This is a genomic window from Mycobacterium sp. 2YAF39, assembly GCF_052114565.1.
Taxonomy (GTDB): domain Bacteria; phylum Actinomycetota; class Actinomycetes; order Mycobacteriales; family Mycobacteriaceae; genus Mycobacterium.
Window position 1 is genome coordinate 623,286 of sequence record NZ_JBFREZ010000003.1, and the last position, 14,709, is coordinate 637,994.

Sequence of the window (14,709 nt, forward strand, 5' to 3'; positions counted from 1 at the left end):
TCTCGGCGATTCGGACCACGCTTCTCGAGTCCGAGACGGCCAGACTATGCGGGGTTGTCCCACATCGCGGGGCTTTAGTGCGTGCGTAAGAAGGTCGTCACTTCGCCGTCTACCTCCGTCAGGCCACCCAGTACGCCTGGGCCTTCATGGATTTGCGCGGAATGCCGTAGTCCTCGCGCAGCACCTTGGCCACGGCGCGGGTGGTGCGGTTGTCGCATGCAACCCAGCCGAAGTGGTCGGAGGCGTCGAACGCCGACGAGCTGATGGCCTGTACCAGTGCCTCGCCGTTGTTCTTGCGATCCACCCACTCGACGTCAGCGGCCCGGCCGCCGACCGGCAGTTCCTTGTCGCCGTCGTGAGCGGCCTCGAGGAACACCCACGACGGGGTGTCACCGATCGCGTCGAGCAGCGAGTTGACCGCGGCCAGCGAGGCGGTGTCGCCGACGATGATGTATCCGGCCGGCCGCGGTTCGGGTAGGTGGAAGCTGCTGCCCAGCACCGTCACGTCGACGGTGTCCCCCGGCTTCGCGTTGCGGGCCCAATTGGCCGCCACGCCGTCGTGCAATGCGAATTCGATTCCGACCGTGTTCGCCTCCGGGTCCGGATCGACGAGCGTGTAGCCGCGTTGATGCAACTTGTCGCCGTCGGCGAACCACATCCGGATCCACATCGTCGGGTGCAGCGCCTGGCCGGTGAGCAGGCCGCCGGCCTCGAACCTCAGCCGCACGTAATGCGGGCTGAGTTCGTCACGCCCCGTCACGGTCAGCATGTAGTCGCCCGCGCCAAGCAGCTTGAGCACCGTACCCGGGAAACCACGCGACAGCTTTGTTTCCGCCATGCGAGTTAGGGTAACCTAACCACCATCTCAGGTGGGCCTCACGCGGGTCAGGCGGTGCAACAGCCAGGCCAGCGGCACTGTGACGACCAAGGTGACGAGGAACAGAGTCCACATCGAGCCGGTGTAGATCTGGTACCGCACGACCTCGACCATCACCAATTCCATCGTCAGGAGATGGAGCAGGAAGATCTCGTAGGAGATCTCACCGAGGAAGACCATGGGCCGCGACGCGAGAAACCGCGCGTAGAGACCGCGGTCCCCGAGCGCCAGTGGCGCCACCATCAGCGTGGCGATCACCGCGTAGAAGCCCGCCTTCACCAGCGCCTCACGCAATTCCGCCGGTGACGTGGTCGGCGCGCCGCCGATCGGCGTGGACACGATGAAGTAGCAGACCACCGCGAGCGGAATGCACGCGAGCGCATAGGCGCGCACACCCAGCGGCTGCAGGACCGCGAGCACCATCCCACCGAGGAACCACACGAGGTACGTCGGCAGCCACAGCCGCGCAGCGTCAGGCAGGAAGTCGGTGGTGTGCACGAGGACGAGCCAAGCCGGGGTGAGCAACGCCAACCCGCCGATGCCCGCCAACAACAGGCCCGGCCGCCACCGGCGCCGGCACAGCACCACGATCAGCAGATAGGCCAGCACCGGAAGCACGACATAGAAGGCGGCCTCGACCGCCAGGCTCCACATCTGCGTAAGCCCTTGGTGCAGAAACGAATACAGATAGTTGTCGGTGTAGATCTGGGTCAGCGTGAGATTGCGGAACAGGCCTTCCCAGGTGTGCCCGGGGTTGGGGCCCGCAGTGCGGAAGTGGTAGAGCAGATACGCCGCCAGCACGGTGACGACGTACGCCGGCATGATGCGGCGCACCCGGTGCCATGCGTAGCGGCGCACCGACGGCGCGACATATCCCTCGATGTCGTCGGCCCTCGCCGAAGCCTTCACCCACGGGGCGAAAAGCAGAAAGCCGGACAGCACGAAGAAGATCGGCACACCGATCTCCGCGCGCGACCATACCAGGCCTGCGTAACCGTGCGTGTACTTGCCCGTCGTGTACGCGGCGTGGGTGAGCATGACGAGAAGTGCCGCCACAGCCCGTATTCCCGTGAGCGACGCGACGCGCTCAGGCCTACCAACGGACTCCAGGCCGCCCTGCGCGTCGACGCTGTTCGACAGGGTCATTTGGACTTATGGCCGGGTTTCCCGCCTTTTCGTGGCGGACGATCGGGTTGCAGATTGATCAGAACGCCCTGAATACGTGTGCGCTCAAGGGCTTTCATGGTTTCGCGGGACAGATTGGCGGGCAGTTCCACCAGGGAATGGTCGGGCCGGATCGAGATGTGCCCGAAGTCGCTGCGATTCAGGCCACCCTCGTTCGCGATCGCCCCGACGATGGCTCCCGGCATCACCTTGTGCCGCTTACCCACTGAGATGCGGTAGGTGGCGAAGTCGCCCCGCCGTTCGCGTGCATGCTTGGGCCCGCGGTCGGAGCGCTCGGGCCGCTCGCGGCGCTTCTCCGGCGGCGGCTCCGACATCAGGAACTGCTCACCGTCGCGCGCCTGCGCCGCCAGCGCGGCGGCGATGTCCACCATCGGGACGTCGTTCTCGCGCTCGTAGTCCTCGATCATCCGCCGGAACAATTCGAAACCGGGAGCGCCGAGGGCATCGGTGATGGAGTCCGAGAACTTGGCCACCCGCTGCGCGTTGACGTGGTCGACGGTGGGCAGTTCCGCTTCGGTGAGCTGTTGGCGGGTCGCCTTTTCGATGGACTTGAGCATGTGCCGCTCGCGGGGCGACACGAACAGCAGCGCCTGCCCCGAGCGGCCTGCACGGCCGGTGCGTCCGATGCGGTGCACATACGACTCGGTGTCGTGCGGGATGTCGTAGTTCAGCACGTGCGAGATGCGCTCGACGTCCAACCCGCGGGCAGCGACGTCCGTCGCCACGAGGATGTCGATGGTGCCGTCCTTCAGTGCTGCGATCGTGCGCTCGCGCTGCGCCTGCGGAATGTCGCCGTTGATCGCGGCCGCCGAGAAGCCACGGGCACGGAGCTTTTCGGCGACCTCCTCGGTGGCCTGCTTGGTGCGGACGAAGACGATCATCGCCTCGAACGGCTCGACCTCCAGGAGGCGGGTCAGGGCGTCCATCTTCCGCGGGCCCGACACCTGGATGTAGCGCTGCGTGATGTTCTCTGCGGTGGCGGTTTTCGATTTGACCGACACCTCGACCGCGTCGTGCAGATATTTCTTGGTGATCTTGCGGATCGCCGGCGGCATCGTGGCCGAGAACAACGCCACCTGCTTGTACTCCGGAGTGTCGGCGAGGATGCGTTCGACGTCCTCGGCGAAACCCATCTGGAGCATCTCGTCGGCCTCGTCGAGCACCAGGTAGTCGAGATGGGTGAGGTCGAGCGTGCCCTTCTCCAGGTGGTCGATCACCCGGCCCGGGGTACCGACCACCACCTGGGCGCCGCGCCGCAGACCCGCCAGTTGCGGACCGTAGGACGAGCCGCCATAGATGGGTAGCACGTTGATCTGGGGTAGATGGGCTCCGTAGCGGCTGAACGCCTCCGCCACCTGCAACGCCAACTCCCGCGTCGGCGCCAACACCAAGGCCTGTGTGGCCTTGTTGGCGGGGTCGATCTTCGACAGGATCGGAATGGCGAACGCCGCGGTCTTTCCCGTACCCGTCTGAGCCAGACCCACGACATCGGAGCCCGCCATCATCGGCGGGATGGTGGCGGCCTGGATGGCCGACGGCGACTCGTATCCGACGTCGCTGACGGCCCGCAGCACCGACGGGTGTATCTGCAGGTCGTCAAAGGTCAGATCGGCAGTCGGATCTGCCCGGTCCGCGTCCGGGTTCGAGGACGTCATCAGTCGAAGAGTCTAGTGCCCGTCAGCTGCCCGACCCGCCGCACGGCCTGACCGATCGCACTGCAGGGTTTCGGTACCGTGCCCAACGTGAGGTCGGCGGTGGTGATTTGTGGGGTGGCGATGGGAGTCGCATCGGCCGTCGCCGGATGTGGAGCAAGCGACTCCACCGCCTCCAAAACCCCTGGGCCTTCGGCGTCGCCCGTCACCACGGCGGCCCCCGCTGCACCGGCCCCCGCTGGCCCGATCTCGCCGCAGGCGGCCCAGGCCGATCCATGCGACGTCAACCTGGCCGCACCTCAGATCGCGAGCGCGGTGTCGGAATTGCCGCGTGACCCGCGAAGCAATCAGGGCTGGAGCCCCGAGCCGCTGGCGGGCAACTACAACGAGTGCGCCAAGTTGTCGGTGGTGATCGTGAAGGCCAACACCAATGCGGAGAACCCGAACACCCGCGCCGTGATGTTCCACCTCGGCCAGTTCATCCCAAGCGGTGTGCCGGATACCTACGGCTTCAACGGCATTGACAACGCTGTGACCACCGGCGACACCGTCGCGCTGCGGTATTCCAACGGAGTCTCGGGACTGGACAGCGTCGTGCGGTTCCGCTGGAACGGCAACGGAGTGGAGCTGATCGGCAACACGGGTTAATTTCCGCCGAACGTGAGTTCGGCGGAGTGCCCAGGTCAGGGGCCTACCAGCAACCACTGTGCCATCTAGCTCGGCGCATTGAGAATCTGTTGAGGGCAACCCGCGAGTCTCTTCTCAACCACAAAGCGCTGTGGCTCCAAAGAGAAGGAACTCCAATGAGCACCACCCCGTCCGCCACCACCAACAGCACCGTTCACGCGATCAAGAAGTTCGCCACCGCTGCGGCCATCGCGGGGGCGCTAGGTCTTGCCGCCCTCGGCATGGCCAACGGCACCGCGGCCGCAGCACCTGCCGACAACTCCGGGTCCACTACTTCCGGCGCTTCCGAGCAGGCCGGACCAAGCTCCCCTTCAGCCGGACCGAGCTCCTCTACAGCCGGACCGACCTCCCCTACAGGGGACTCCGACGGTTCTGCGATCCCCGCGCCCAAGTCAGCCCCGGCCGCCAGTCCGGCAGCCAAGACCACTAACACCCCGACCTCTACCGTCGGCAACGGGCGACAGCCCGGCGACACCAGCTCAGCCGTGGCCCCATCGACTGAAACCGCCAATGTGTTCAAGCAGAGCATCCCGCATACCGTCAACCAATTCGAGGGCAGGCCGGAGGCGCAATACCCGATTGGGACCCCGTTGTGGAACCTGACGCCTCAGCAGTAGGCGTTCGCAAGTGCATCGACGCGGATGACCGCTGCCTGCAGGCGGGCGCGTCGGCCGAGATCGAACGCTGTCCGGGCCGGCGTGGTCACCGGTATCCCCGCCACGATGCAACGCTCGCTGTTTGGAGTCGCCCGCGATGAATGACGATGCCCTCCACATCGCAGGTGTCTTGACGGATCAGCTCTGCGGGTTGCGCCGAGTCAATCCACAGTGCTCCGTGCAACGCTGCGGCCGATATGCCGGCTACCGTCGCGTTACGTTGCGACCACAACCATGCAGCGACAGCGCGCCGCTCGGGCGTGAGCTCAACCCCTTGGGGCAGATAGACATTGCGGTAGACCATCCGGTGACAACTGACCAACGTCCGCCTCGTCAGTGCCTACTTTCAACGCTTCAGTGCCGATGAACGGCATCATTTCTTGATCCATGCGCCGACGGTCGCCGCCCGGTCCCACATCGAAGGGCGACCGCAACTCTCCGACGAAGCGACCTGTGGATGAACGCGCAGCTGTGGACGGACGAGCGTGGGCTTGTGTCACGCTGAGGCGGCCATTTGTGTGCGGGTGACCCACGTTCGCGCCTGAAGTGGGGTGTCGTTGTGCTGGCCTACAGTGGCACCGTGTTCGTCTCTGACGGCCAAGTCATCTACAGCGCATCCGACCTCGCGGCGGCCTCCCGTTGCGAGTACGCAATGCTGCGCGCATTCGACGCCAAACTCGGGCGGGGGCCGAAAGTCTCCGTCGAAGACGAATTGCTCGCCCGCACTGCCACGCTCGGCGACGAACACGAGCAGCGCCATCTCGACGAGCTTCGCGGATTGGCCAAGGAGAACGTCGCGGTCATCGGCCGGCCCAAGTACACCGTCGACGGGCTGACCGCAGCGGCCGACGCGACCATGCGCGCCGTCGAGCGCTGGGCCCCGGTGATCTATCAGGCCGCGATGTTCGACGGCCGGTTCGTCGGTTTCGCCGACTTCCTGGTGCTGGACGGCGACCAGTACAGGCTGCGGGACACCAAGCTCGCGCGCTCGGTCAAGGTGGAGGCCCTCTTGCAGCTTGCCGCCTACGCTGACACGCTGGCCCGCGCGGGCGTACCGGTGGCAGACGACGTCGAGTTGGTGCTCGGCGACGGCGCGACCGCCAGATATCGCGTCGACGAGCTGCTTCCCGTGTACCTCAGCAGGCGCACCGGTCTGCAACGGCTGCTCGACGACCACCTCGCGAGCGGCGCCGCGGTCACGTGGGAGAACGAGGACGTGCGGGCGTGCTTTCGGTGTCCCGAGTGCGAGATTCAGGTCCGCGCCCATGACGACCTGCTGCTCGTGGCGGGCATGCGCGTGAGCCAGCGGGCCCGTCTCATCGATGCGGGCATCACCACCGTCGCCGAACTCGCCGCGCACACCGGTCCCGTGCCCGAGTTGGCCGGACGCACCGTCACCGCGCTGACGGCGCAGGCGCGGCTGCAGCTGACCCCGAAGGTCAACGGCAAGCCCGCCTACCAGGTCATCGATGCGCAGCCGCTGATGGTGCTGCCCGACGCCAACAAGGGCGACCTCTTCTTCGACTTCGAGGGCGATCCATTGTGGACCGTCAACGGCCGGGAGTGGGGCCTCGAATACCTCTGGGGCGTCCTCACCGTCACCGACGAGTTCCACCCGTTCTGGGCGCACGACCGTGCCAGTGAGCGCAAGGCGCTGACCGACTTCCTGGCCATGGTCCGCAAGCGGCTGAAGCGCTACCCGGGAATGCACATCTACCACTACGCGGCGTACGAGAAGAGCACGCTGTTGCGGCTGGCGGGCCGATACGGCGTCGGCGAGAACGACGTCGACGATCTGCTGCGCAACGGCACTTTGGTCGACCTGTACCCGTTGGTGCGCAAGAGCATTCGGGTCGGTACCGAGAACTACAGCATCAAGTCACTTGAACCGCTCTACATGGGCAACGAGCTGCGCGACGGCGAGGTGACCACCGCCGCCGACTCCATCACGCAGTACGCCCGCTACTGCGCGCTGCGGGACGACGACCGGCCCGACGAAGCGGCCGCCGTACTCAAGGAGATCGAGGACTACAACGTCTACGACTGCCGGTCGACGCGGCGCTTGCGCGACTGGATGATGGCCCGCGCCATCGAATCCGGCGTCCCGCCGCGCGGCCCGCAGGCGGTGCGCGACGACAGCGACGCCGACGTGATCGAACTCGGCGACGATCTCGAACGCCGGCTGCTCAAGTTCGCGGGCGACGGCGTGGAACCGCGGACCGCCGAACAGACCGCGGTTGCCATGGTCGCCGCCGCAAGGGGCTATCACCGCCGCGAGGACAAGCCGTTCTGGTGGGGCCACTTCGACCGCGTCAACAATCCCGTCGACGAATGGTCGGACAACAGCGACGTGTTCATCGCCGATCGGGCCGAGATCGTCAACGACTGGCACCAGCCGCCGAAAGCGCGCAAACCGCAACGGCACGTACGGTTGTTCGGCGCGCTAGCCAACGGCGGACTGGCGAACAGCATGTTCGCGCTGTACGACCCGCCCGCACCAACCGGTCTGGCCGACGACCCCGACCGGCGCGGCTTCGGTTCTGTCGCCGTCATCGAATGCGACAACCCCGAGGCGCCCACCGAGGTTGTCATCGTCGAGCGACAACCCAAGGAGGGCGACACCTTCGACCAGGTGCCGTTCGCACTGACCCCAGGTTCGCCGATACCCACCAAACCCCTGCAGGATTCGATCGCCGACACAGCGGCCCTCATCGGGGTGAGCTTGCCGAACCTGCCCGCCGACGCCGTGACCGACATCCTGCTGCGCAGACCGCCGCGAACGCTGCGGGGTATGCCGCTCCCCCACACCGGATCCGACACCGACGACATGACCTCGGCGCTACTGGACCTCGACTCGTCATACCTCGCAGTGCACGGCCCTCCCGGCACCGGGAAGACATTCACATCGGCCGCGGTCATCGCGCGCCTCGTCAACGATCACGGTTGGCGCGTCGGGGTTGTCGCGCAGTCACATGCCGTTGTCGAGCATCTGCTCGGCTGCGTGATCGCTGCGGGAGTCGACCCCGAACGGGTGGGCAAGAAGAAGAGCGCGGGCGCACCGTGGTGTGACGTCGACGAGAAGGACTACGCCGCATTCATCACCGGCTCGGAGGGCTGTGTGATCGGTGGCACCGCTTGGGATTTCGCCAACAGCGGCCGCGTTCCCCGACTCGCGCTCGATCTGCTCGTCGTCGAGGAGGCGGGCCAGTACAGCCTCGCCAACACCATCGCCGTCGCACCTTCCGCGCGCAACCTGTTGTTGCTCGGCGATCCGCAGCAGCTGCCGCAGGTCACTGTCGGCACCCACCCCGAGCCCGTCGACACGTCGGCCCTTGGCTGGCTTATCGATGGAAGGCACACGCTGCCAGCAGAATTGGGTTACTTCCTCGATCTCTCCTATCGCATGCATCCGACTGTGTGCGCGTCGGTATCCCGGCTGTCCTACGACGGCAGACTGCAGTCATTCAGTGCGGTGACGACTGCGCGCAGCCTCGACGGGCAGTTGCCCGGGGTGCGCGTGCTCACCGTCGAGCACAACGGCAACTCGACCGACAGCCCCGAGGAGGCCGATGCGATCGTCGCCGAGGCCCGCAGCCTGCTCGGTAAATCATGGACCGACGAGGACGGCACCGTTCCGCTGGCGCAGGAGCATGTGCTGGTCGTGACGCCCTACAACGCACAGGTCGTGATGTTGCGGCAACGCTTCGACAGCGTTGGTCTGACCGATGTCGAGGTGGGCACCGTTGACAAATTTCAGGGCAGGCAGGCGCCGGTGGTTTTCGTGTCGATGACCGCGTCGTCGGCCGACGACGTTCCCCGCGGAATCGCGTTCCTACTCAACCGGAATCGGCTCAACGTCGCGGTGAGCCGGGCCAAGTTCCTCAGCGTCATCGTGCAGTCGCCGCTGCTGACCGAGTACCTGCCGGGCACCCCCGATCGCCTCGTCGAGTTGGGCGCATACCTGTCTCTGCCCGGGTGTGATAGACCCACGGAGTGAGCTTCACCGAGCGGCTGGCGCAAATCGTCGGGCCTGCGCATGTCAGCACCGACGCTGATGTGCTCGAGGGCCGCAGCGTGGACCACACCGGGCGCTACCGCGGGCGGGCAGGCGTGCTCGTGCGGCCGGGTTCTGCGGACGAAGTCGCGGCGGTACTACGCGAGTGCCGCGACGCCGGCGCCTACGTCACAGTTCAGGGTGGACGAACCTCGCTGGTCGCCGGGACGGTGCCCGAGCACGACGACGTGCTGTTGTCGACCGAACGACTGCGGGACATCGGCGACGTCGACGTCCTGGAACGACGGATCCGCGTGGAAGCCGGTGTCACGCTGGCAGACGTGCAGCGGGCGGCATCGGCCGCCGGGCTGGTGTTCGGTGTCGATCTGGCCGCCCGCGATTCCGCGACCGTCGGGGGTATGGCGTCGACGAATGCCGGCGGGCTGCGCACGGTCCGGTACGGCAACATGGGCGAACAGGTCATCGGCCTCGACGTCGCGCTGCCGGACGGCACGGTGGTGCGCCGCCACAGCCAGGTGCGCATGGACAACACCGGGTACGACCTTGCCTCGCTGTTCATCGGCGCCGAGGGCACACTCGGTGTCATCACCGGCCTGGACCTGCGACTGCATCCCGCACCCAGAAGCCGGGTGACCGCGGTCTGCGGGTTCGCCGATCTGGAGACACTCATCGAGGCCGGTCGCGTCTTCCGCGAGATGGACGGCATTGCGGCGCTGGAACTGATCGATGCCCGCGCGAGCGCACTGACCGCCGAGCATTCCGGTGTCTCCGCACCCGTCGGCGGTGCGTGGCAGCTGCTGATCGAACTGGCAGGCGACACCGATCAGACCGAGCGCCTGGCCGATGCGCTCGATGGCGTGCGGTTGACCGGCGAACCGGCCGTCGGCGTCGACGCGACGGCGCAGCAGCGGCTCTGGCAGGTACGCGAAACAGTCGCCGAGGTGCTGGGCGTATACGGTCCGCCACTGAAATTTGATGTGTCGCTGCCTCTTTCAGTGATTCCGGCGTTCGAGAGCCAAGCCGTCGAGCTTGTCGGCGAGCACGCCCCCGACGCCATCCCGGTGCTGTTCGGCCACATCGGTGAAGGCAATCTGCATCTCAACCTGGTGCGGTGCGCACTGGACGCCGACCGGGAGCACGCGCTGTATTCGGCGATGATGGCGCTGATCGCGCGTCTCGGCGGCAACGTCAGTTCCGAACACGGTGTCGGCACCCGCAAACGCGACTACGTCGGAATGTCACGTAGCGACGCCGACATCGCGGCCATGCGAGCGGTGAAGGCGGCGTTCGATCCCACCGGTTATCTCAACCCCGCGGTCCTCTTCGGTTAGTCCCGCCAGGGCGTCGAATGCCTGCCGTGGTTCGGACTTTCGTCGGGGTCGTCGCGCGCATGCCTGCTGCTGGACTCGAACCAGAACGGCCGCGCTTCCGGTTCGTCTTCTCGCGATCGGTGACGCGAGGACCTCTCGTACGCACCACCGACGCGATGACGGCCGGCCGAGTCGTCGACATGAAACCCGTTGTGCGCGAACCCGATGGGCTCAGGCACCGGCTCGTCATGCCACACGTCTGCGGACGCGTGCAACAACTGCGGGGCACGCGACGAAATCGGCTCGGTGTCCGGATCGACATCGGCGGGCTTCACCGCCACCGGTGCCGCCTCATCCCAGGAGACCGTGTACTCGACGTACTCGTCGTGGTCGCTGGCGAATCCTTCATCGACGCCGTACCCCGCCGCGTCGTCACGATCGTCGGCGCCGTCGGGAGCCGTCGACCGCCCGGCACCGAAACCGAGGAAGAACAGCGCCGCGACGACCCCGAACAATGCGAAGAACGCCGGCAGCAGCAGGGTCTGCGACATGGCCGCGGAGAACGGTTCCTGGAGGAAGCCGGGCAACTGCGCCGCCGCGCTTCCACCGTCTTGGGACTGCCCCGCCCCTGGCAATTCATCGCTGATCCGCCACGTCATGAACGCCGCCAGGCCCGCGCTACCCAGCACGGAGCCGATCTGGCGGGTGGTGTTGTAGACACCCGAACCCGCGCCGGCCAATTGGGGCGGCAGATTGCGCGTCGCGGTCGCCGCCAGTGGCGACCAGATGAATGCCATTCCGACACCGGTGACCGTCAACGGCGTCACCAGCCGCCAGATCGGGGTGTCGGGCGCCATCTCGATGGACAGCCACGTGATCGAGATCGCCACCAGCGAGAACCCGAATCCGATCACCGGACGCGGATGCGACCGGTCGACGATCCTGCCGACGAACGGTGCGAGCACGCCTGTCACGATCGCCATCGGCGCGACCAGAAGCGCCGAACGCGTCGGGGAGAGACCGCACACCGCCTGTGCGTAGAACATGACCGGCACCATCATCGCCGTCACGACGAAACCGATGGTGGCGACGCCGATGTTGGACAGCGAGAAATCGCGGTCGCGGAAGATGTGCAGCGGGACGAGTGGGTCGTTCGGATTGATGTGCTGCCAGCACAGGAAGGCCGCCATGAAGCCGATGCCGCCGGCGATCATGCCCCACACCCACGGCGCCCAGTCGTGCGACTGGCCCTCCTGAAGGGCGAACACGATCATGAACATGCCGACGCCCGACAGCGCCATGCCCAGCAGATCGAATTGCTGTCTGTGGGTGTCCAGTACGGGGATCAGCCACACCGCCAGCGCCACACCGATGATGCCGACCGGCACGTTGACGAAGAAGATCCACTGCCAACCCAGCCCGTCGACCAACAGGCCGCCGGCCAGCGGTCCGACCAGGGTCGCCACCCCCGCCGTCGCGCCCCACAGGCTCATGGCCACGCCGCGGCGGTCGGCGGGAAAGATGCGGGTGATCGTCGACAACGTCTGCGGTGTGAGCAGCGCCGCCCCGAAGCCCTGCACGACGCGGGCGACGATCAGCATCCCGATGCTGTCGGCCAGCCCGCACCACAGCGAGGCGATGGTGAACACGGTCAGGCCGATGAGATACAGGTTCTTCGGTCCGAACCGGTCACCGAGGCGGCCCGCCACAAGCAGCGGAACCGCGTAGGCCAGGAGGTAGGCGCTGGTGACCCAGATGACCGCGTCATAGCTGGCGCCGAGCCCGTCCATGATGGACGGATTGGCGACCGACACGATGGTGGCGTCGACCAGAATCATGAAGAACCCGACCAGCATCGCCCACAACGCGTGCCACGGGTTCGCCGTGGCACGGTCGTCTTGCTGCGGGCTCAGGGTCTGATACCTCACATCGACTAGCTGGTTAGCGCTTGCGCCGACGCTGCGGGTGGTGCCAGTAGCGACGTCAGGCCGGCTCGGGGACGGCGTCGCCGATGACCCCGTCGTGTCTATTCTCTCGATTGTCCTTGGCTCCGGATACCCGTTTGCCAACCGGCTGGTTCCCGACGCGAAGCGTCAGGGCCAGAGCGAACAACGCGATCACCATACCGACCGTCATCACCAGCGCCAGCGCCAACTCGTCGTTACCCAGCACACCGACGAGCGGCGCGATGGCCGCACCGAGCCCGAACTGTGCGGCGCCTAGCGCCGCCGCCGCAGTACCCGCCGCATCGGGGTGTCTGGACAGCGCGACCGCCGGAGCGTTGGGAATGACCAGGCCCATCGCACCGAGGATCGCCCACACCGGCAGGACGAACCCGAGCAGCCCACCGACGTGGGCAAGAGACAGACCGACGAAGACGATGCCCGCGGTCGAGGCGGCGGCCAGCGCCCACAGCGCAATCACCTGCGGTGAGTACCGGCGCAGCAGCACGACGTTGAACTGTGTGGCGCCGATCAGCGCGACGGCGCCGGCCCCGAAAACCAGCGCGAAGGCCTGCTGGTCCAGTCCGTATGTGCCTTGCAGCACGAACGCCGCGCCCGCGACGTACGCGAACAGGCCCGACATGCCGAGCGCGCCGACGATGACGAGCACGACGAAGCGGACGTCGCGCAGCACCTCGACATAGGTGGCCGCGATGCTGCGCACCCTCAACGGCCTGCGATGCGACACCGGCAGGGTCTCGGGCAGGGCGAACGCGGCCACCAACATCAGCGCCCCGGCCAAGACCGCCAGCACGGCGAACACCCAGTGCCAGGACGCCTTCAACAGCACCGCTGCACCCAGCGACGGCGCGATGACCGGCGCGACGCCGAGCACCAACATCAACCTGGACATGACGGTGGCCGCGACCGATTCGGCGAACAGGTCTCCGACGACGGCGATCGCTACCACCATCGCTGCGGCGGCACCTATACCCTGCAGCCCCCGCGCCAGGCCCAGCACGACGATGTTCGGCGCGAACAGGCACACCAGCGACGCCACCATGTGTAGCGCGATCCCGGCCATCAACGGCCGGCGTCGGCCGAGCGAGTCTGACATCGGGCCGATGATCAGCTGGCCCAGCCCCAGGCCGGCGAGAGTTCCGGTGAGCGTGAGCTGCGCGACGGAGGACGAAACCCCGAGGTCGTGACCGATCTGAGGCAGCGCGGGCAGATAGATGTCGATGGTCAGCGGCCCGAGGGCGACCATGAGGCCAAGGATGACGATCATCCGGGTGCGGCTCGGCGACGGCGACACCTCGGAGGTCGTTTCAGCAGTCGTCCGATCCACGAGGGGAGATGTTGCCATGAAAATTGTTAGCGTCGCTTCTCAATAATTTCTTCCCCGTATCTCAGACAGTGAGCGCGATCACCTTCGGGCACTCGCCGCCCGTGGTCGTGCGTTCAGATAGGGCTAGCCTGAAAGGCCAGCCGTTCGGACAGGGAGGCCGCACATGAGTGCCCGGTCAAGCGCGAAGAACCAGTTGCCAGCTACCAGAGACGGCGCAGATGAAAATCCGAGTGCCGCGGCCAAGGTGCTCTCGGCGATCATCGAACGCGGGGCGCGCGTGCAGGCGCCCGCCGTCAAGGCCTACGTCGACCGCCTCCGCAAGCAGAGCCCCAATGCGACGCCGGCCGAGATCGTCACCCGCCTCGAGAAGCACTACCTCGCTGCGGTGATGGCCAGCGGCGCCGCCGTCGGCTCCGCGGCCGCCTTCCCCGGGATCGGCACACTGGCCGCCATGTCGGCCGTCGCAGGCGAGACGGTGGTCTTCCTGGAGGCGACGTCGGTCTATGTACTGGCCGTCGCCGAGGTGTACGGCATTCCCGCGGATCATCGGGAGCGCCGCCGCGCCCTCGTGCTAGCGGTTCTCGTCGGCGAGGACAGCAAGCACGCCGTGGCCGACCTGCTGGGGCCGGGCCGCACAAGCGGCTCGTGGCTCGCCGACGGGGCGGCGACGCTGCCGTTGCCCGCCGTGACACAACTGAACTCACGTCTGCTGAAGTACTTCGTCAAGCGCTACACGCTCAAGCGCGGGGCGATCGCCTTCGGCAAGTTGCTGCCGGTCGGCATCGGGGCCGTCGTCGGCGGTGTGGGCAACCGGCTGATGGGTAAGCGCATCGTGGCCAACGCGCGCAACGCGTTCGGCGCCCCCCCGCCGCGCTGGCCCGCGGCGATTCACGTATTGCCCCCGCCGCGAAACTAGCTGTCACCGCGTGCGCGTCCGACCACAACGACCATAAGGGCGTTGTCATGGTCTGGCTGTTGCATGAGGGATAGCCTTTAGGCGGCAGATAGCGGGTACCCGCTGAATGCAGGAGATCAA

At 66.7% G+C, this 14,709-nt stretch carries 10 protein-coding genes; 5 read left to right on the top strand and 5 right to left on the bottom strand.

The features are described 5' to 3' along the window. Positions 1-118 precede the first annotated feature (118 nt). From AB4Z42_RS12405 to AB4Z42_RS12415, 3 genes are read right to left on the bottom strand one after another with little or no spacing between them, the layout of a single operon-like run. Positions 119-838 (bottom strand): siderophore-interacting protein, encoded by a 720-nt coding sequence (locus tag AB4Z42_RS12405; RefSeq protein WP_442009447.1) that lies wholly within the window; start codon positions 836-838, stop codon positions 119-121. 27 nt (positions 839-865) lie between these two features. Further along, positions 866-2,023: an acyltransferase family protein gene (locus AB4Z42_RS12410; RefSeq protein WP_442009448.1), complete on the bottom strand. Its 1,158-nt coding sequence runs from the start codon at positions 2,021-2,023 to the stop codon at positions 866-868. Then, entirely contained in the window at positions 2,020-3,717 is a 1,698-nt protein-coding gene (locus tag AB4Z42_RS12415; RefSeq protein WP_442009449.1) for a DEAD/DEAH box helicase, read from the bottom strand. The genes AB4Z42_RS12410 and AB4Z42_RS12415 overlap by 4 nt, the downstream gene beginning before the upstream one ends. A 120-nt stretch (positions 3,718-3,837) precedes the next feature. On the opposite strand from AB4Z42_RS12415, the gene AB4Z42_RS12420 reads away from it, so the two are divergent. The 4 genes from AB4Z42_RS12420 (at position 3,838) to AB4Z42_RS12435 (ending at position 10,403) form a co-directional block, all read left to right on the top strand. Continuing rightward, complete coding sequence (locus AB4Z42_RS12420; RefSeq protein ID WP_442009582.1) at positions 3,838-4,362, top strand: LppP/LprE family lipoprotein; 525 nt, start codon at positions 3,838-3,840, stop codon at positions 4,360-4,362. Between the two features lie 155 nt (positions 4,363-4,517). Next, complete coding sequence (locus AB4Z42_RS12425) at positions 4,518-5,018, top strand: hypothetical protein (protein WP_442009450.1); 501 nt, start codon at positions 4,518-4,520, stop codon at positions 5,016-5,018. A 619-nt stretch (positions 5,019-5,637) separates the two neighbouring features. Then, positions 5,638-9,054 (top strand): TM0106 family RecB-like putative nuclease, encoded by a 3,417-nt coding sequence (locus AB4Z42_RS12430; RefSeq protein WP_442009451.1) that lies wholly within the window; start codon positions 5,638-5,640, stop codon positions 9,052-9,054. Between the two features lie 14 nt (positions 9,055-9,068). Beyond that, on the top strand, positions 9,069-10,403 hold the full coding sequence (locus AB4Z42_RS12435) for an FAD-binding oxidoreductase (RefSeq protein ID WP_442009583.1): 1,335 nt from the start codon (positions 9,069-9,071) through the stop codon (positions 10,401-10,403). Here the strand turns inward: AB4Z42_RS12435 and AB4Z42_RS12440 are convergent. After that, a complete protein-coding gene (locus AB4Z42_RS12440; protein ID WP_442009584.1) occupies positions 10,400-12,238 on the bottom strand; it encodes an MFS transporter in 1,839 nt (612 codons plus the stop codon). The two genes, AB4Z42_RS12435 and AB4Z42_RS12440, sit on opposite strands and share 4 nt — an antisense overlap. 127 nt (positions 12,239-12,365) lie before the next feature. After that, entirely contained in the window at positions 12,366-13,691 is a 1,326-nt protein-coding gene (locus AB4Z42_RS12445; RefSeq protein WP_442009452.1) for a multidrug effflux MFS transporter, read from the bottom strand. Between the two features lie 145 nt (positions 13,692-13,836). On the opposite strand from AB4Z42_RS12445, the gene AB4Z42_RS12450 reads away from it, so the two are divergent. Next, positions 13,837-14,589, top strand: a complete 753-nt coding sequence (locus AB4Z42_RS12450) for a hypothetical protein (RefSeq protein WP_442009453.1) — start codon at positions 13,837-13,839, stop codon at positions 14,587-14,589. Positions 14,590-14,709 lie beyond the last annotated feature (120 nt).

Bases quoted from the DNA above. Each gene is read 5' to 3' on its own strand.
- AB4Z42_RS12405 (WP_442009447.1), bottom strand. From the start codon at position 838: ATGGCGGAAACAAAGCTGTCGCGTGGTTTCCCGGGTACGGTGCTCAAG.
- AB4Z42_RS12410 (WP_442009448.1), bottom strand. From the start codon at position 2,023: ATGACCCTGTCGAACAGCGTCGACGCGCAGGGCGGCCTGGAGTCCGTT.
- AB4Z42_RS12415 (WP_442009449.1), bottom strand. From the start codon at position 3,717: ATGACGTCCTCGAACCCGGACGCGGACCGGGCAGATCCGACTGCCGAT.
- AB4Z42_RS12420 (WP_442009582.1), top strand. From the start codon at position 3,838: ATGGGAGTCGCATCGGCCGTCGCCGGATGTGGAGCAAGCGACTCCACC.
- AB4Z42_RS12425 (WP_442009450.1), top strand. From the start codon at position 4,518: ATGAGCACCACCCCGTCCGCCACCACCAACAGCACCGTTCACGCGATC.
- AB4Z42_RS12440 (WP_442009584.1), bottom strand. From the start codon at position 12,238: ATGCTGGTCGGGTTCTTCATGATTCTGGTCGACGCCACCATCGTGTCG.
- AB4Z42_RS12445 (WP_442009452.1), bottom strand. From the start codon at position 13,691: ATGGCAACATCTCCCCTCGTGGATCGGACGACTGCTGAAACGACCTCC.
- AB4Z42_RS12450 (WP_442009453.1), top strand. From the start codon at position 13,837: ATGAGTGCCCGGTCAAGCGCGAAGAACCAGTTGCCAGCTACCAGAGAC.